This is a genomic window from Chryseobacterium bernardetii, from assembly GCF_003815975.1.
In the GTDB taxonomy this organism is placed as follows: Bacteria; Bacteroidota; Bacteroidia; order Flavobacteriales; family Weeksellaceae; genus Chryseobacterium; species Chryseobacterium bernardetii.
This window is the reverse complement of the sequence record NZ_CP033932.1, coordinates 2,207,337-2,224,852: the sequence shown is the minus strand read 5'-3', so window position 1 is coordinate 2,224,852 and position 17,516 is coordinate 2,207,337. Positions and strand designations below refer to the sequence as shown.

Annotated in this window: 19 protein-coding genes; 18 read left to right on the top strand and 1 reads right to left on the bottom strand. The window is 36.3% G+C overall.

Annotation, left to right across the window (positions count from 1 at the left end; genetic code table 11):
- Positions 1 to 126: 126 nt before the first annotated feature.
- Positions 127 to 471 carry a zinc ribbon domain-containing protein YjdM gene (locus EG339_RS10235; RefSeq protein WP_123870098.1) on the bottom strand — a complete coding sequence of 115 codons (345 nt, stop codon included), beginning with the start codon at positions 469 to 471 and terminating at the stop codon, positions 127 to 129.
- A 533-nt stretch (positions 472 to 1,004) separates the two neighbouring features.
- On the opposite strand from EG339_RS10235, the gene EG339_RS10230 reads away from it, so the two are divergent.
- From EG339_RS10230 to EG339_RS10145, 18 genes are all read left to right on the top strand, one after another.
- The gene (locus EG339_RS10230; protein WP_123870097.1) at positions 1,005 to 2,210 is read left to right on the top strand and encodes an RsmB/NOP family class I SAM-dependent RNA methyltransferase; all 1,206 of its coding nucleotides are present in this window, start codon (positions 1,005 to 1,007) and stop codon (positions 2,208 to 2,210) included.
- A 724-nt stretch (positions 2,211 to 2,934) separates the two neighbouring features.
- A complete protein-coding gene (gene asnB / locus EG339_RS10225) occupies positions 2,935 to 4,602 on the top strand; it encodes an asparagine synthase B (RefSeq protein ID WP_123870096.1) in 1,668 nt (555 codons plus the stop codon).
- 292 nt (positions 4,603 to 4,894) lie between these two features.
- A complete protein-coding gene (locus EG339_RS10220) occupies positions 4,895 to 5,737 on the top strand; it encodes a hypothetical protein (RefSeq protein ID WP_225717537.1) in 843 nt (280 codons plus the stop codon).
- A gap of 65 nt (positions 5,738 to 5,802) precedes the next feature.
- On the top strand, positions 5,803 to 6,330 hold the full coding sequence (locus EG339_RS10215) for a helix-turn-helix domain-containing protein (protein ID WP_123868395.1): 528 nt from the start codon (positions 5,803 to 5,805) through the stop codon (positions 6,328 to 6,330).
- A complete protein-coding gene (locus tag EG339_RS10210; protein ID WP_123868394.1) occupies positions 6,318 to 7,160 on the top strand; it encodes an IS3 family transposase in 843 nt (280 codons plus the stop codon). The genes EG339_RS10215 and EG339_RS10210 overlap by 13 nt, the downstream gene beginning before the upstream one ends.
- A 151-nt stretch (positions 7,161 to 7,311) precedes the next feature.
- Positions 7,312 to 8,715 carry an MFS transporter gene (locus EG339_RS10205; RefSeq protein WP_123870095.1) on the top strand — a complete coding sequence of 468 codons (1,404 nt, stop codon included), beginning with the start codon at positions 7,312 to 7,314 and terminating at the stop codon, positions 8,713 to 8,715.
- Positions 8,716 to 8,826: 111 nt separating this feature from the next.
- Positions 8,827 to 9,702, top strand: coding sequence for a pirin family protein (locus EG339_RS10200; RefSeq protein WP_123870094.1), 876 nt, complete (start codon positions 8,827 to 8,829; stop codon positions 9,700 to 9,702).
- Positions 9,703 to 9,929: 227 nt separating this feature from the next.
- Positions 9,930 to 10,241 (top strand): GNAT family N-acetyltransferase, encoded by a 312-nt coding sequence (locus EG339_RS10195; RefSeq protein WP_123870093.1) that lies wholly within the window; start codon positions 9,930 to 9,932, stop codon positions 10,239 to 10,241.
- Positions 10,242 to 10,288: 47 nt separating this feature from the next.
- Positions 10,289 to 11,188, top strand: a complete 900-nt coding sequence (locus tag EG339_RS10190; protein WP_123870092.1) for a pirin family protein — start codon at positions 10,289 to 10,291, stop codon at positions 11,186 to 11,188.
- A 19-nt stretch (positions 11,189 to 11,207) separates the two neighbouring features.
- Positions 11,208 to 11,747, top strand: coding sequence for an NADPH-dependent FMN reductase (locus EG339_RS10185; RefSeq protein WP_123870091.1), 540 nt, complete (start codon positions 11,208 to 11,210; stop codon positions 11,745 to 11,747).
- Complete coding sequence (locus tag EG339_RS10180) at positions 11,740 to 12,318, top strand: TMEM175 family protein (protein ID WP_123870090.1); 579 nt, start codon at positions 11,740 to 11,742, stop codon at positions 12,316 to 12,318. Before EG339_RS10185 ends, EG339_RS10180 begins: the two co-directional genes overlap by 8 nt.
- 1 nt (position 12,319) lies before the next feature.
- Positions 12,320 to 12,538, top strand: coding sequence for a (4Fe-4S)-binding protein (locus tag EG339_RS10175; protein WP_047098434.1), 219 nt, complete (start codon positions 12,320 to 12,322; stop codon positions 12,536 to 12,538).
- Entirely contained in the window at positions 12,538 to 12,933 is a 396-nt protein-coding gene (locus tag EG339_RS10170; protein WP_123870089.1) for an OsmC family protein, read from the top strand. The genes EG339_RS10175 and EG339_RS10170 overlap by 1 nt, the downstream gene beginning before the upstream one ends.
- A gap of 3 nt (positions 12,934 to 12,936) precedes the next feature.
- Positions 12,937 to 13,224 carry a GNAT family N-acetyltransferase gene (locus tag EG339_RS10165; RefSeq protein WP_002984420.1) on the top strand — a complete coding sequence of 96 codons (288 nt, stop codon included), beginning with the start codon at positions 12,937 to 12,939 and terminating at the stop codon, positions 13,222 to 13,224.
- Positions 13,225 to 13,708: 484 nt separating this feature from the next.
- Positions 13,709 to 15,268: a sodium:solute symporter gene (locus EG339_RS10160; protein ID WP_123870088.1), complete on the top strand. Its 1,560-nt coding sequence runs from the start codon at positions 13,709 to 13,711 to the stop codon at positions 15,266 to 15,268.
- 25 nt (positions 15,269 to 15,293) lie between these two features.
- A complete protein-coding gene (locus EG339_RS10155; protein WP_123870087.1) occupies positions 15,294 to 15,983 on the top strand; it encodes an SGNH/GDSL hydrolase family protein in 690 nt (229 codons plus the stop codon).
- Positions 15,984 to 16,018: 35 nt separating this feature from the next.
- Complete coding sequence (locus EG339_RS10150) at positions 16,019 to 16,537, top strand: hypothetical protein (RefSeq protein WP_123870086.1); 519 nt, start codon at positions 16,019 to 16,021, stop codon at positions 16,535 to 16,537.
- 109 nt (positions 16,538 to 16,646) lie between these two features.
- Positions 16,647 to 17,498, top strand: a complete 852-nt coding sequence (locus tag EG339_RS10145) for a transketolase (RefSeq protein WP_123870085.1) — start codon at positions 16,647 to 16,649, stop codon at positions 17,496 to 17,498.
- Positions 17,499 to 17,516 lie beyond the last annotated feature (18 nt).

Below are 17,516 nucleotides of genomic sequence, written 5' to 3'. Positions count from 1 at the left end.
TTATTGGTTATTTCTCTTTCTGCCTTTTAGACGGACATTAGCAATTTTGCAATTAAGTCTTTGAAAGATTACACTGTCCAATTTTTTCCTTTTTTATGGGTTAATCAATATCAAAGGGCATTATAATTATGCTTTCTTCACAAATTCCGACTTTAAAGCCATTGCTCCGAAACCATCAATTTTACAGTCAATATTATGATCACTTCCAGGTCTTAAACGGATATTTTTCACTTTAGTTCCTGCTTTCACCGGTTTTGGTGCTCCTTTTACAGGAAGGTCTTTTATAACCACTACAGAATCACCATCCTGAAGTTCATTTCCGTTAGAGTCTAATATTTTACCTTCATTTGCTGCTTCAGAAGCAACTTCTTCAGGGTTCCATTCGTAGAAACACTGAGAACATACCATCATGTTATCGCTTGGGTAAGTAAACTCAGAGCTACATTTCGGACAAAGTACCGTATCACTCATATTTTTAATTTTTTGCAAAGGTAGCGCTTTTTAAAGGTTGAAGTCAAGAGGTAAAGCTCAGTATAGTAGATAATAAGCGGATATTATTTTTGCACCACTAAGTGAATTAACACAAGTCAAATGAACCAAATGCAAAGAAAATAAAGTATATTGATGAACAGCATATATTTTGTAAGCAAAGATATTTCATTTAAGCAAAAAACCAGGTTCATTCATCACTGAACGAAAGGCTTTTGTAAACAAATAAAAATTATAAATTTTCGGAAAATTCTTACAAATTCACCATTCAAATTTATTTCTATTATCAAAAAACAACAAATACAACGAATAAATATTATAGGTAATTTACCTCTTAACAAGTTCCAAGCTGAATTTTAATGACATAAAAAATTATAAATTTTGAGAACCAGCTATTCATTCAAACATTTCCACTTTAGGGCTCTGAAACTCTATAGCACCCAAACTCTACAACTCAATCTTCAACTCTCAACTTTAATTCGTATTTTTGCAGATTCAAACAGCGAAGCAAACTTATGGAACTTATTCACAGAAACTTGGCAATCGGGATTCACGATGCCTTACAGGAAACATTTTTTGAGAAAAATAAATATGCCGATAAAGTTATTGAAAGACTTTTAAAAGCAAACAAAAAATGGGGAAGCCAGGACAGAGCCGTTGTTTCTGAGATTTTCTACAATATCATCCGTTGGAAAAAACGTCTTGAATATTATATGGGCGAAGGGGTGAAACCTAACAATATCTATAAACTTATCATTGCTTACCTCCTTTGGAGTAAGACCAATTATAAAAAATTTGAAGAGTTTGACGGAATCAAAATTGCTGATATCCTTACCAAACTTAAAAAGAACACAGTTCCTACCAAAGCCATTGAACATTCTATCCCGGATTGGTTGGCAGAAACTCTGGAAAAAGAATTGGGTGCTAACTGGGAAAAAGAAATGACTGCCTTAAATGAGCAGGCTCCTACTGTTTTAAGAACCAATTCATTAAAAACAACAACAAAGGAACTTATTTCTGACCTTTCAGACGAAGGAGTTGTATCCTTCCCTATCAAAAACTATCCTGATGCAGTACAGCTGGAAGAGAAAAAGAATGTTTTCCTTACAACTGCTTTTAAAGAAGGGTTGTTCGAAGTTCAGGATGCTTCTTCTCAGAAGATCGGATATTTCCTTGATGTAAAAGAAGGACAAAGAGTAATAGATGCCTGTGCGGGCGCAGGAGGAAAAACACTTCACCTGGCAGCATTAATGAGAAATAAAGGCCAGATTATAGCTTTGGATATTTTCGAATGGAAACTGGCTGAATTGAAACGTCGCGCCAAGAGAGCCGGGGCTCACAATATTGAAACCCGTATGATCTCTGACAATAAGGTGATCAAACGTCTTCATGATAAAGCTGACAGATTATTGATTGATGCACCATGTTCCGGACTTGGAGTTTTGAAAAGAAATCCGGACAGCAAATGGAAAATTGATCAGGATTTTATTGACAGAATCAAAAAAGAGCAGCAGCAAATCCTTCAGGACTATTCTAAAATGCTTAAAAAAGGAGGAAAAATGGTGTATGCAACATGCTCTATCCTACCTTCTGAAAACAATCTTCAGGTAGAAGAATTCCTTAAAAATAATCCTGGATTTAAAATGCTTAAGGACGAAAAGGTAATGCCTAGCGAAGGATATGACGGATTCTATATGGCATTGATTGAAAGAGTTTCTTAATTGATTAACTTTACCATACAACGATAAATAAAAAACTACTCAAAAGAGTAGTTTTTTTTATTTTTAAAACAAATTATGTAACATTTTACCCTTATTTCCTACTAACTCTATAGATTAACCGTTTTGATACTGTAGTATTTAAAAATACTTTGCAGTAAAATATAGTATGAAAAAAGAGCTGACCTTGACTTTCTGACTGCTATTCAACATGCCTGTCTTCTGTACAGACTTACAGGAAACAATGTCACAGTTCCTATCCCAGAAAATTCACAAAACGATTACTCTTTAAATAACCGGCTAACCATATTCTTCCTTAATAAAGGAAAAATTCATAAGTCTGAATAATACAGCTAGTAAGAAAAATAATTTATCTTACTGGTAAAAACCTTATTAAAGGTCTATAAAAACAAAACCTTCTTGCATGAGAATTGCAAGAAGGTAAAAACACAAATGATGAAAAAAAATTATTTCGAGCCACAAAGTAAGGGCTAAAATTCGCATAATAAATTATCATATATTAAGAAATATGTCATTTTTATTTTGTATATGGAGTACATTAATTTTAGCCCAACGAAAAAAATCAATCAAAAACCTAATAATTCATTCAAATAGTTAATATTTTTCTTTAAAATAGATTAATTGATTAAATTTTTTAATTAATACATATTTTTTATTGTTATTTATAAATACCACCTTTACTTTTGTCTCATAAATAATAAAAAATATGTGTGGAATTGTATGCTTATTCGATGCCAAGCAAAAAACTGAGATATTAAGGCCTCAGGTTTTAGAAATGTCAAAAAAGATCCGTCACAGAGGACCAGACTGGAGTGGAGTTTTTCAGGATGAGAAAGTAGTTTTCTCTCATGAAAGGCTTGCCATTGTAGACCCTACATCCGGAAAACAACCTCTATTTACTAAAGATGGGAAAGTAGTATTAGCTGTAAACGGTGAAATTTACAATCATAGAGAATTAAAAGAAGAATTTCCTGATTATGAGTTTCAGACTCAATCCGATTGTGAGGTTATTCTCGCTCTTTACAGAAAATATGGAAAAGATTTTGTTGAAAAGCTGAATGGTATTTTCGCATTTGCATTATATGACACTGAAAATGAAATATACCTGATTGCCCGTGACCATATGGGAATCTGCCCTCTTTACCAGGGATGGGATAAGAACGGAAATTATTATGTAGCTTCTGAACTAAAAGCTCTGGAAGGGGTATGCAAAAAGATTGAGACTTTCTTACCGGGACATTTGGTATACAGCAAAGACGGAGCAGAACTTCAGCAATGGTATACCAGAGAATGGGAAAGCTTCGACCACGTAAAGGAAAACGAGACAGATATCTCTAAATTAAGAAAAGGCCTTGAAGATGCTGTTCACAGGCAATTGATGAGTGATGTGCCTTACGGAGTATTGCTTTCCGGCGGGTTAGATTCTTCTGTTATTTCAGCAATTACTGCAAAATTTGCCAGACAAAGAATTGAAAGTGGCGATACTCAGGAAGCATGGTATCCAAGATTACACAGTTTTGCTGTAGGACTTGTGGGATCTCCTGATTTAGCAGCAGCTCAAAAAGCAGCGGAACATATCGGTTCTGTACATCATGAGGTTAATTTCACGGTTCAGGAAGGGCTGGATGCCGTACGTGATGTAATTTATCATCTGGAAACTTATGATGTAACCACTATCAGAGCTTCCACCCCAATGTATCTTTTGGCGAGAGTTATCAAATCTATGGGGATTAAAATGGTATTATCCGGAGAAGGTTCTGATGAGCTGTTCGGAGGCTACCTTTATTTCCACAAAGCTCCTGATGCCAAAGAATTCCATGATGAGACAGTAAGAAAACTTGGAAAACTTCACCTGTACGACTGCTTGAGAGCTAACAAAGCTTTAATGAGCTGGGGAATAGAAGGAAGGGTACCTTTCCTTGACAAAGAATTTATGGATATTGCTATGACTATTAACCCAAAAGATAAAATGATTAACGTCTCTGAAGGAAAAATTGAAAAATGGGTATTAAGAAAAGCCTTTGAAGACATCCTTCCGGCCTCTATTGCATGGAGACAAAAAGAACAGTTCTCTGACGGTGTGGGATATTCCTGGATCGATACCCTGAAAGAAGTAGCTGAAAAAGAGGTTACGGATGAGATGATGGCTAATGCAAGATTCAGATTCCCTTTAAACACTCCACAAAACAAGGAAGAGTACCGATACAGAACTATTTTCGAAGAGCACTTCCCTAGTGAAACAGCTGCTGCAACAGTACCTTCAGTTCCATCAGTAGCATGCTCCACTCCTATTGCTTTGGAATGGGATGAGGCTTTCAAAAAAATGAATGACCCTAGCGGAAGGGCTGTAAAGGTGCATGAGACATCTTATTAATTAATTTGGAGTTAGAATTATAATAAATGGTCAATTCGCTTCGCTTGTATTTTAAATGTTCAAAGTCTAAGATTCAACGCCTAAAATCATCGTGGATACGGAGTATATTTACGATTCAGCTGCAGAGCAAAATTGACTATTAACATGTATATGCTTTAAACTTCTTATTTCTAACTTCTACCACAATAATTTATTAATCCTGTAGCAATACGGGATTATTTTTTGAATTAACAATAACAATATAGCATAATTTAACTGACGATCAAAAATAATATCTAATAAATAATTATATTTGGAAAACGAAAATATCAATTATAAAAAAATGAGAAGAAACCTTACTGTTTTATTTGCCTTATTATCCATCAGTTTTGCTTTTGGACAGGGAAAATATGGCAAATATCTGAACTCAAAAAAGCTTGCTTTAGCTTATAAAAGCGTGAAAGATGCTGATAAGGATGACTATTACCAACAGTTTTACTGGCTGGTGAAAGCTGAGCAACTTAAGACTTATCCTCACCTAAAGGATATAAAGCCGGTAGTACTGTATGAATTTGTAAAAAAAGTGAATCCCCAGAATCCTACAAAAAAATTGGATGACAGATCTAAGGAACTTAGAGCAACAGCAGAATTATCTTTAAATCAATACTTCAAAAACAAGAACTTTGAGAATAACTCTGTTCTTATGTATAACCTTGAAACATACGTTGATCCTTCAAAAGGGCAGTTTTATACTAAAGTTGACCCGGAAAAGATCAAAGAACTGGTTCCTAAAGAATTGTTTGCCTTCAATTCATACAACAGAAATTTAGGAGAGGAAAAAACCTATTACCTTTGGGTAGACAAGAAAAAAGATGATCTTAACATTGTAGATATTATCCCTAGTGAAAAAGATGACAAAGCATTCTACACAAGATTAAGACAGTATCTTCCAAACTATAAGTTTTCAAAATATGTTCCGACAGTTAAAAAAGGAAACAAGACGGATAAAACAGATATAGAATATTATTACATTATGCCTTTCGAGCAGAATACCGATAATATTGAATACAAAACAAAAGATTTCAAAAATTTCACTTTAAGCCAATACAGAAAAGCCGGTGATGAGTGGAAAGGAGTAGAAAAGCCTAAAAAATAAATCAAAAAGTCCTGTGATATTGGACTGCCCCCAAAAAGTTAGACACTTTTTAGGGGCATTTTTTTATGTATAGAAAAGAAAAATTTAGCGTTGCTTTCAAATTAGAATGTATTAACCTCCACAAAAATTCTCATCGTTCAATTGGATCTATAGCAACAGAGAAAGGATTTAACGAAAGTAATCTACGCAAGTGGATGGGCTTTTATAATAAGTACGGAATCTCGGGTTTACAACCAAGAAGAAATAAGATCTATTCTGTGAATTTCAAGGTTAAAGTTTTAAAAACTATCGAAATAGAACATATCTCACAAAGAGAAGCATGTATCCGATTTGATATCGCAGCTCAATCTACCGTGCTGAATTGGCAAAGGGATTACGAAAAAAGTGGTATTTTAGGATTAAAGAATAAACCTAAAGGAAGGCCCTGTATTATGAGTGATTACAAGCGTAAAAAAAGAAAGTCTGATAAGCCATTGACCAGAGAAGAAGAACTTTTATTGGAAAACGAAAGATTGCGAGCTGAAATTGATTTTCTAAAAAAGTTAGACGCCTTAACTCTCAAAAAGAACAAGCAGAGGCCATCGAAGGATTAAGGCGAAAATATAATCTGTCGCTCCTGCTGGATTGTACAGGTATGGCCAGAAGTAGTTTCTATTACCATCAGAAAGCTCTTAATAAAAAGGATAAGTATGGAAAAGTAAAAACTTTGATCAAACAGATTTATCATAGGCATAAAGGTCGATTTGGATACCGTCGTATTACTTTGATGATGAAACAGCAAGGAATTGTAATTAATCATAAAACGGTCTTAAGACTAATGAAGGCACTGGGATTGAAAAGTATCATTAGGGTTAAGAAATACAGATCTTATCGGGGAGAGCAAGGCAGGATAGCACCAAATATTCTGGAGAGGAACTTTAAGGCAGATCAGCCAAACAGAAAATGGGCCACTGATGTGACAGAGTTTAACGTATCAGGCAGTAAATTGTATCTTTCGCCGATAATTGACCTTTACAATGGCGAGATTATCAGTTATGATCTCTCGGAAAGGCCTGTCTTTGCGCAGGTTATGAATATGCTCAAAAAAGGGTTTAGAAAGATTAAGAATACTGAAAACCTCATTATCCACTCTGATCAAGGCTGGCAATATCAAATGAAAACCTATCAGCACATGTTAAAAGAAAAAGGCATTATCCAAAGTATGTCCCGCAAAGGAAACTGCCTTGATAATGCGGTAATAGAAAACTTCTTTGGAACTTTAAAATCTGAAATGTTCTATATTAAGAAATTTAAAACCATTGATGAACTCAAAAAAGAAATAAAGAAGTATATCAATTACTATAATAACGACAGAATAAGACTTAATCTAAAAGGAAAGAGTCCGGTACAGTACCGAACTCTTTCATATAATAATATTGTTTAATTTTGTCTAAACTTTTGGGTGCAGTCTATATTTCACAGGACTTTTTTAATTTTATATGGATTTCTTTATCTAAGAATTGAAATGCTTAAAGTAAGCACTTTCTTCAAATAAAATAAGCCTGGATCTTTTTAAATATTCCAGCCTATACAAAATGACAGAAACAAGCACCCAACAGACACCCGTAAAGAAAATCCTTCCACTGATTCTGGCTACTGCTATTTTTATGCAAATGCTGGATTCAACCATTCTTAATACTTCTCTTCCCTCTATAGCCAAAGATCTGCATGAGTCTCCGCTTAACATGCAGAATGCGATCATCAGTTATGTATTAACCCTGGCAGTATTTATGCCTGCAAGTGGATTTTTGGCAGACCGATTCGGAACGAAGAAAGTATTTATTTTCTCATTAGTTTTATTCAGTCTGGGTTCTTTATTCTGTTCTTTATCCCAAAACCTCACCCATCTTGTTATTTCAAGGGTTATTCAGGGAGTTGGAGGAAGTTTGATGACTCCGGTTGGAAAACTGGCCCTTATTAAAACCTTTAATAAAAGCGAATTGCTTAAAGCCATGAACTTTGCTATTATTCCGGCGCTAATCGGGCCTGTACTCGGTCCGTTGGTAGGAGGTTATATGGTAGATTACCTTTCATGGCACTGGATATTTCTCATCAATATTCCTATTGGTTTTTTAGGGATCATTTTGGGATTAAAGTTCATGCCCGATTACAAATCTGATGATGTAGATTTTGACTTAAAAGGTTTTTTTATTTTTGCTGCTTCTTCTCTCCTGCTTTCTGTTTCACTGGAACTTTTCGGAGATATGCAGAATATTACTCCGGTTCTCATTATATTTATCCTGGGGTTCCTGTTTCTCTACTATTATTATAAACATGCTAAAAAAGGCGGCCACCCTATTTTTCCGCTAAACCTTTTTCAGGTAAGAACTTTCCGTGTGGGAATTGTAGGAAACCTGGCAACAAGATTAGGAATCAGTTCTGTTCCATTGCTTCTTCCACTGATGATTCAGATTGCTTATAAACAGTCTGCCGTAACTTCAGGGTGGATTATTGCTCCCATGGCTCTCACCGCCATATTCGGAAAATCATCTGTTATTAAAATCCTTGATAAATATGGTTACCGGCAAACATTAATGGTCAATACCTTTATTATTGGAACCCTTATCTGTATGCTGGCCATCCCTGATATTCACACTTCACTGTACTGGTTTGTTCCTATTATTGCCATACTTGGATTTTTCAACTCTATCCAGTTCACTTCTATGAATACCATTTCCATTGCAGATCTCCGGAATTTCCAGACCAGCAGTGGTAATTCTTTACTATCGGTTAATCAGCAGCTTGCAATAGGCTTTGGTATTGCTTTTGGGCTGATTGTTTTAAAATTATATGAAAATTCAAACCTCATTCAGGGTGAAACTCACAATGCTTTCCGGTATACTTTTCTTACCGTAGGAATATTAACAATCTTATCAGGATTTGTGTTTAGAAGGCTGCATATTTCAGACGGAAAAAACATGAAATCGAAAGACGAATAATTAAAGTTATCACCATTTCAGGCTGCCTTTCCGCTCCTAACGAACTTATCACAGATCAATGCATCTGCTTTATAAGTATGGTACTTTTGTTTACATAAAATCAACAATATTATGGCAACTAAAAAAGTAGAAATGGTAGTATCTCCAAGACCTGCACACTTTGTAGGTGACGGTTTTAGAGTGCATAATTTTATTCCGGGCGTACATGGATTGGATATGAAGAGAATGGATCCTTTCATTATGCTTGATTATAACTCAAAATTTCATTTCAATGGTTCAGACAGACCAAGAGGAGTGGGAGTTCATCCACACAGAGGTTTTGAAACAGTAACCATAGCCTATAGCGGTAAAGTAGAACATCACGACAGTGCAGGAGGTGGTGGGATCATCGGAGAAGGCGACGTACAGTGGATGACTGCTGCTAAAGGCGTTCTGCACAAAGAATATCATGAAACAGAATGGGCAAAACAAGGCGGAATCTTTCAGATGGTGCAGCTTTGGGTGAATCTTCCAGCAAAAGACAAGATGAGCGCTCCAAAATACCAGGCCATTGAAAATTCTAAAATGGAAAAAGCTGACCTTGGTGCAAACGGTTTTGTAGAAGTAATTGCCGGAGAGTTTGACGGGCACAAAGGTCCTGCCTTCACCTTCACTCCCGTTCATATGATGAATGCCAAGCTTAAAGCTGGTGGTAAAGCAGAATTCAGTTTTCCTGCCCATTTTAATACTGCAGCTTTGGTAATTGAAGGAAATATTACTGTGAATGGAGAAGAACATGTAAAAACAGATCATCTTGCTCTGTTTAAAAATGAAGGAGAAACCTTCACCATTGAGGCTCAGGAAGATTCAATTGTGTTAATCATCAGCGGAGAACCTATTAATGAACCGATCTTCCCTCACGGGCCTTTCGTGATGAATACCAGAGAGGAAATTATGCAGGCTTTTGAGGATTTTAATACCGGAAAATTCGGATATCTTGAAGATTAAAGAATAGAATTAAATTTTCCTTAATCTTAAATAACCTCATTTTTACTAACTTTATATATCATTATATCAGGTGGAAGTGTAAAAGATTAATGTTAAGTAATGTTCGAGGATATAAACCTTATAGATTTCGAAAACCTATAAGGTTTGTTTTCTCACCACATTTCTTTGATAATACTAAGAATATTAATCTCTTAAACCCCATCTCTAATCAGCTTTAATACAAAATTATGAAACCGGAATTTGAAAACATATCCCTTGTAAAAACCGACAAAAGATTTGAAATAGAAGTTAAAGGGCATTATGCCTTCATTGACTATCGCGAAACTTCTCATCAGATTGCTTTGATACATACAGAAGCAGAACCGGAACTTGCCGGAACAGGTGCGGCTGCAGCCGTAGTGGAAAAAACACTGAACTATATTGAAGAAAGCGGTAAAAAGCTCCTCCCGTTCTGTCCGTATGTTTTTGCCTTTATCAAAAAGCATCCTGAATGGAAACGTATCGTAGATGAAAAATTTGAAGGATACGATAAACTGTAAACCTTCATCAGTATTATTTAAACAAACATTTATAGCATTACATTATTATGTCAAATATTGGACTTATCATTGAGGAAAAAGCAGCCGATATCGGAAATTTCCTGGTAGGAAGACTTCTTCCGTTCCGTGAAAAAAGAGCTGTAGGCCCTTTTGTTTTTATTGACCACATGGGCCCTTCGGAATTAAAGGATTATCAGAATCTTGATGTACCCCCACACCCGCATATCGGATTATCTACCCTTACTTACCTGCTTGAAGGTTCTATTTTCCATAGAGACAGTATTGGAAGTGCTCTTGAGATCAAGCCAGGAGCCGTTAATTGGATGACTGCCGGAAAAGGGGTGGTACACTCTGAAAGAACTCCGGAATATTTAAGACACAGTGATAAGAGACTTCACGGATTTCAGATCTGGGTAGGCCTTCCTAAACATCTTGAACAGTCTGAACCTACTTTCCATCATATTGAGGCAGATGAAATCCCGGTTTGGGAAGAAGACGGAATTCAGTATAAATTAATTGCAGGAGAAGCATTTGGAAAAATGTCTCCTGTTCCGGTACACAGCAAGTTATTTTTCATTGAGATCAAAACCAAAGAGGCTAAGAAAATCAGCATCGGAAAAGACCTTTATGGTGAAGCAGCTATGTATGTGCTGGATGGAACGGTAACCACCGACGGCAATTCTTATGGTTCAAAACAACTGATGATTGCCAAAGATACCAAGCTTTGTGAGTTTGATATGAGCGAAAACGGTACGGTTTATCTTTTCGGTGGCGAACCTTTTGATGAAGAACGTTTTATCTTCTGGAACTTTGTGAATTCTGACAAAGAAATGATCGATCAGGCTAAAGTGAACTGGAATGATCAAAATCATGATGCATTTCCATTAGTTCCGGGTGATGAAGAAGAATATGTTCCGCTGCCAAAGGCTATTTTAAACAGAAAATAATTACACCGGAAAGAAAACCATGAAAATATTAGCATTTGCAGGGAGCAGCTCCTCTACATCCATTAACAGGGAGCTGGTAAGATTTGTTCTAAAAGACTTCCAGGAAGAAGAAATTAACTTCATTGATCTGAATAATTTCACCATGCCTGTTTTTTCGGTAGATCTTGAAAAGAAAGGATTTCCGGATGAAGCCCATCATTTTTTAAAGGCCATTGAAGAATGTGATGTTATCATCTGTTCTCTTGCAGAGCATAACAGATCTTACAGCGCTGCTTTTAAAAATGTTTTTGACTGGGCATCAAGGATCAATGTGAAGGTATTTCAAAACAAACCGATGCTTCTGATGAGTACTTCTCCCGGAGGCTATGGAGGCGGGAATGTGATGAATACAGCCAAAACATTCTTCCCTCAGTTTGCAGCAGATATCAAGGATACTTTTTCTCTACCCAAATTCTATGAGAACTTTGATCTTGAAAGCGGAGTGATTAATCCTGATATGCTCAGTGAACTGAAAACAAAAATTGAGAACTTTAAAAACATCATTAAAAACAATGACTAAGGGAAGACTGGAAGCATTCAGTGATGGGGTTCTGGCCATCATCATCACCATCATGGTTCTTGAGCTGAAAGTACCTGAAGGAAGCAGCTGGGCGAGTCTCAAACCTCTTCTTCCTAAGTTTTTAGCTTATATTTTCAGTTTTATCTATGTAGGAATTTACTGGAACAACCATCATCACCTGTTCCAGGCAGTAAAAAAGGTAAACGGAAGTATCCTTTGGGCCAACCTTCATTTATTATTCTGGCTGTCTCTGATGCCTATTGCCACAGAATGGATCGGCACCACAGGTTTTGCAGAAAACCCTGTAGCAACTTATGGAGTGGGCTTGGTGATGTGTGCCATTGCCTATACTATTCTGGAGAATCTTATCATTAAGTATGAAGGTGAAACTTCGAAGCTGAAGGAAGCCATTCATACAAAATATAAAGAAAATATATCCATCATATTTTATATCCTGGGAATCGCTACTTCATTTTTTTATCCTTATATTGCCATAGGTTTTTATTACATTGTGGCTCTTATATGGCTGATTCCGGACAGAAGAATCGAAAAATCATTAAAAGACAATTAATATGGAAACACACGAATATCCCAACGGCGACATTACTGTCATCTGGCAGCCCCAAAAGTGTATCCACTCGGCTGTATGTGTAAAAATGCTTCCCAAAGTCTACAATCCGAAAGACAGACCCTGGATAAAAGCAGAAAATGCAACCCCTGAAGAACTCAAAAAACAGATAGATCAATGCCCGTCAGGAGCATTAAGTTATAAATTCAATACTGAAAAATAATGGCGGTAACGGTAAAAGCAAGTTTAGGAAAAACAAAATATTATACGGAGGTAAAAGCGGGAGAAAATACGATCATTACCGATGAACCTATAGATAAAGGTGGGCAGAACAAAGGATTCAATCCCTTAGAAATTCTGGCAACCTCTTTAGCAAGCTGTACAGCAGCAACTCTAAGAATGTATATTGAAAGAAAGGAATGGGATGTGGAAAATATCAACGTTGAAGTGGAACTAGAGAACTTCCCTTTAACCAAAAGGGCAGTCTTCAAAAGGGATATCAGTTTCGATGGGATTTTAGATCCTGAACAGATGAAAAGACTTCACACAATTGCTGATGCCTGCCCTGTACATAAAATACTAACCAACGATATCGAAATATTAACTAAATTCTCATAAAACATGATCGAAGTAAAACAAAACAACGACGAAAAACACGGAAGTTTTGAAGCTTTCATAGATGGAAGACGCGCAGGAATGATGACCTACACCTGGGCAGGAGAAGAAAGATTTATTATTGACCACACGGAGGTGGAAGAAGCCTACAACGGAAAAGGAGTAGGTAAAGAAATGCTTTTGGCGGCTGTAGATTTTGCAAGAAAAAACGGGAAGAAGATCATTCCGTTGTGTCCTTTTGCGAAAGCCAGCTTCCAGAAGAGTGAGGAATTGCAGGATGTTTTGGTGAACTAATCACTGCTTCCACCCTTACAATACAGACCTTTCAGAGTAAATCTGGAAGGTTTTTTATTTATACTGGCTAGTGTTTTTTATTTTAACGCTGAGTTCACAAGGGTTTTATTTAAATTCCTAAAAAGCGTTCGCAAGGGCGTTGCACTCAGCAGAGATGGGATTACAGACTGTTTTTTCTTAAACACAAAGCTTTAATTAAGCTTGCTGTTACATTTTAAGGATGCTAAGAGTGAATCGATTTTTAATCGATTTGATGAAGCGAATCTGCCATTCGTTATTATTAAAAATAGAAATGATGAAAACAGAGAGAATAATTGCTTATATGAGCTTCATAACTTCCTGCTTCCAGCTCCCAGCTTCAGGCCGGCTTTGACTCATGCTAAGGTCAATTCCCCAGAATAATTACATAAAAACTGCCTCTGCACTAAATTCACGATTCACGATGGTTCTTTTTTATATATTTGCTAAAATTTAAAATCTAAGCATGAATCCAGGAACTGTCCTTTTGCTGTTTGTCTTTATCTATTTCATCGGTCTTTTGGTGATTTCTTATTTTACCAGCCGGAATTCTGACAACCAGTCCTTCTTTATCGGCAATAAAAAAAGTAAATGGTGGCTCGTAGCATTCGGAATGATTGGTACCAGCTTAAGCGGAGTTACCTTTATTTCAGTTCCGGGGACCGTCGGGAAAATGACCGGATCAGAATATATTTACGGAGGTTTTGAATATTATATGATGGTGATTGGTTTCTTCATCGGATACTTTATTGTGGCTGCCATTCTTCTGCCATTGTATTATAAGATGAATCTTACTTCCATTTATACGTATCTGGGGAAAAGGTTCAATGTAGAAGCACATAAAATCGGGTCTATATTCTTTATTATTTCAAGAGCTATTGGGGCAACAGCCAGGTTATACCTTGTGGTGAATGTCCTTCAGATTTTCCTTCTTGAAGGATTAGGAGTTCCGTTTTGGGTAACCTCTATGGTACTTTTACTGATGGTACTTCTCTATACTTTTGAGGGCGGAGTGAAAACAATTGTCATTACAGATACTTTACAGACTTCCTTCATGATTATCAGTCTCGTAGCCTGTATTGTTTATATTTTATCCAATCTTAATATGTCTTTTGGTGAAGCATATACAATTCTGGAACAGAAAAATTATACCCATTTCATCAATTTCGATCCTAATTCCAAGACTTTTTTCCTTAAAACCATTCTGGGTGGAATCTTCATTACGATTGCCATGACCGGGCTGGATCAGGAAATGATGCAGAAAAATATTTCTGTAGATAACCTTAAAAATTCAAAGAAAAACATGCTTACATTCGCGGGAACTCTTCTGCTGGTTAATCTTGCCTTCTTATTTTTAGGTGGTTTACTTTATCTTTTTGCATTACAACATGGAGCAGAATATGGAACAACAGGTACAGATCCTGTAAGCAATATCTTCGGTTTCAAAGATGCTTCAGGAAACATCACCAATATCATGGGCGATGATCTTTTCCCTGCATTATCTCTTAACGGCCATTTCCCTATGATGATCTCCGTTATTTTTATCATTGGATTGATATCAGCATTATTCCCTTCTGCAGACGGGGCTTTAACGGCTGTAACAAGCTCATATTGTGTAGATTTATTAAATCTTAATGAGGATAAAACCAAAACTGAAAAAGAAAAGAAAAACCTGCGTATGAAAGTACATTTAACTTTCACGGTGATGTTCTTTATCCTGATCATGGTATTCAAAGCTCTTAATGACAAATCTATTGTCTACCTGATCATGGAAATTGCCGGATATACGTATGGACCGTTATTAGGACTTTTTGCTTTCGGAATCTTCACCAAGTTCAAAATTTCAAAAAAATATTCGATCCTTACAGTAACTATTTTAGCTCCTATCATCACTTATTTAATCAATTCTGCAGTAACATCTTATACAGACTACAGAATTGGTGTTGAACTGATTGTTCTTAATGGATTATTGACATTCATCGGCCTGTGGCTGGTGAAGGATAAACAGTATTTAAAAATCGTTTGATCTAAGTAACCACAAAATATCAGTAATGAAGTTATTCGTTTTTCTATCCTATTGCCTGTTTGCCGGTATGTTTGTAAATGCACAGAGTGCTGTTGATTTTGCCAATCTTACAAAATACAAAGATGACAATGCAAGTATTTTAAGCTCAAAGAAAAAAGTGGATGTTGTCTTTATGGGGAATTCCATTACAGAAGGCTGGGTAAAGACCCATCCTGAATTTTTCTCTGAAAACAACTATACAGGCAGAGGAATCAGCGGACAAACCACATCACAGATGTTGCTGCGTTTTCAGAGTGATGTTATCGCTTTAAAGCCAAAGTTGTTAGTCATTAATGCAGGAACCAATGATATTGCCCAGAATACGGGCATTTATGACCCTGATTTCACTTTTAACAACATCAAAGCTATGGCTGATATTGCTCAAAATAATGGAATAAAAGTAATCATTGCTTCCGTGTTACCCGCAGCGGCATTTCCATGGCGTAAAGAAATAACCGAAGTATCTCAAAAAGTAGACGCTCTGAATAACAGATTAAAGCAATATGCAGGCAGCAACAAATTCATATTTGTAGATTATAATACGGCAATGCGTGATGCAAAAGGCGGAATGCGAGAAGGACTTTCAAAGGATGGCATCCATCCGGTTCCTGCAGGATATGCAATTATGGAACCTATGATTAAAAATGCAATCAATAAAACACTAGGAAAAAAATAAGACTTTAAAAATTTCAAAAAAATATTTTATTAACTATGAAAAAAATTATTTCGCTTTTCATCCTTGTATTAACATTCGGATCCGTGGCTGCCCAGGAAAATTTTGAAGTATCTACTTTAAGAATAGGGCCATTCAAGATTTTTATGGAAAAAAGTGAGGCAGAAAAAATTGCCGGCACTAAACTGAAAATTTCTGATGGAGAGCAAAAGAATGGAGTAAAATACAACGGAGAGGTTATCAATATTGAGGTTTTCCAGGGTTATGGCGGAGAATCAAAACCAGATGCTGTTACGATTACAGGAATGACAACCACCAGTAAAAAATTCAGAACAAAAAGCGGAATGGGTGTTGGAAGTACCCGGGATGAACTTATCAATACCTACAAAAATTATCCCATATTCAGTGTCCGCCCGGAAGTGGATGATAAAGGCAAACGTGTTAAGGATGCTGGATACTTCAATATTGAGGACTATGATGCCGGAACACAGTTAACATTTAAATTTATTAATAATATTGTCACAGAAATTACAGTTTACATCAATGAAGGCTGCTAAAAGCGGGAAAATATTAAATAAAATACAATCCGGGGTACTATATCCGGATTTTTGCATTTCCATAAGCCGGTAAAAAATTGTAAATTCGCGTGCAAATAAATCAGATATAATGAGTAAAAGTATCGAAGAGTTAAAATCTCTTACTACACAGATCAGAAGAGACATTTTAAGAATGGTTCACGCTGTAAATTCAGGACACCCGGGAGGAAGCTTAGGTTGTACAGAATACTTTACAGCACTTTACGGAAAGGTGATGAACTATCATCTTCCTTTTACAATGGAAGGCAAAAATGAAGATCATTTTTATCTATCAAACGGGCATATTTCTCCTGTATACTACTCTACATTGGCAAGATTCAGCTTCTTTCCGGTAGATGAATTAAGAACTTTCAGAAAGCTTGATTCAAGATTACAGGGACATCCTACTACTCACGAAGGTCTTCCTGGAATCAGAATTGCTTCAGGTTCTTTAGGACAAGGTCTTTCTGTAGCTTTAGGAGCAGCTTTAGGTAAGAAAATGGATGGAGATCAGTCTCTTGTTTACTCTCTTCACGGAGATGGTGAACTTCAGGAAGGTCAGATCTGGGAAGCGCTGATGTTTGCTGCTGCTAAAAAAGTGGATAACATCATTTCTACTATTGATTACAACGGACGTCAGATTGATGGTGATACTGATGATGTATTAAGTCTTGGGAATCTTCATGCTAAACTTGAAGCTTTCGGATGGATCGTTTTAGAAGAAAAGAACGGTAACGATCTTGAAGCTGTAATCGGTATCCTTGAAAGAGCAAAAGCTGAAACAGGAAAAGGAAAACCTGTAGCAATTATCCTTCACACAGAAATGGGTGCCGGAGTAGATTTCATGATGGGATCTCATGCATGGCATGGTAAAGCTCCTAATGATGAGCAATTGGAAACTGCATTCAAACAATTGTATCTGGAGGCTCCTGCTGACTACTAATATCAAACCATCTGTTAA

Bases quoted from the DNA above. Each gene is read 5' to 3' on its own strand.
- EG339_RS10235 (WP_123870098.1), bottom strand. From the start codon at position 471: ATGAGTGATACGGTACTTTGTCCGAAATGTAGCTCTGAGTTTACTTAC.
- EG339_RS10230 (WP_123870097.1), top strand. From the start codon at position 1,005: ATGGAACTTATTCACAGAAACTTGGCAATCGGGATTCACGATGCCTTA.
- asnB (WP_123870096.1), top strand. From the start codon at position 2,935: ATGTGTGGAATTGTATGCTTATTCGATGCCAAGCAAAAAACTGAGATA.
- EG339_RS10215 (WP_123868395.1), top strand. From the start codon at position 5,803: ATGTATAGAAAAGAAAAATTTAGCGTTGCTTTCAAATTAGAATGTATT.
- EG339_RS10205 (WP_123870095.1), top strand. From the start codon at position 7,312: ATGACAGAAACAAGCACCCAACAGACACCCGTAAAGAAAATCCTTCCA.
- EG339_RS10200 (WP_123870094.1), top strand. From the start codon at position 8,827: ATGGCAACTAAAAAAGTAGAAATGGTAGTATCTCCAAGACCTGCACAC.
- EG339_RS10195 (WP_123870093.1), top strand. From the start codon at position 9,930: ATGAAACCGGAATTTGAAAACATATCCCTTGTAAAAACCGACAAAAGA.
- EG339_RS10190 (WP_123870092.1), top strand. From the start codon at position 10,289: ATGTCAAATATTGGACTTATCATTGAGGAAAAAGCAGCCGATATCGGA.
- EG339_RS10185 (WP_123870091.1), top strand. From the start codon at position 11,208: ATGAAAATATTAGCATTTGCAGGGAGCAGCTCCTCTACATCCATTAAC.
- EG339_RS10180 (WP_123870090.1), top strand. From the start codon at position 11,740: ATGACTAAGGGAAGACTGGAAGCATTCAGTGATGGGGTTCTGGCCATC.
- EG339_RS10175 (WP_047098434.1), top strand. From the start codon at position 12,320: ATGGAAACACACGAATATCCCAACGGCGACATTACTGTCATCTGGCAG.
- EG339_RS10170 (WP_123870089.1), top strand. From the start codon at position 12,538: ATGGCGGTAACGGTAAAAGCAAGTTTAGGAAAAACAAAATATTATACG.
- EG339_RS10165 (WP_002984420.1), top strand. From the start codon at position 12,937: ATGATCGAAGTAAAACAAAACAACGACGAAAAACACGGAAGTTTTGAA.
- EG339_RS10160 (WP_123870088.1), top strand. From the start codon at position 13,709: ATGAATCCAGGAACTGTCCTTTTGCTGTTTGTCTTTATCTATTTCATC.
- EG339_RS10155 (WP_123870087.1), top strand. From the start codon at position 15,294: ATGAAGTTATTCGTTTTTCTATCCTATTGCCTGTTTGCCGGTATGTTT.
- EG339_RS10150 (WP_123870086.1), top strand. From the start codon at position 16,019: ATGAAAAAAATTATTTCGCTTTTCATCCTTGTATTAACATTCGGATCC.
- EG339_RS10145 (WP_123870085.1), top strand. From the start codon at position 16,647: ATGAGTAAAAGTATCGAAGAGTTAAAATCTCTTACTACACAGATCAGA.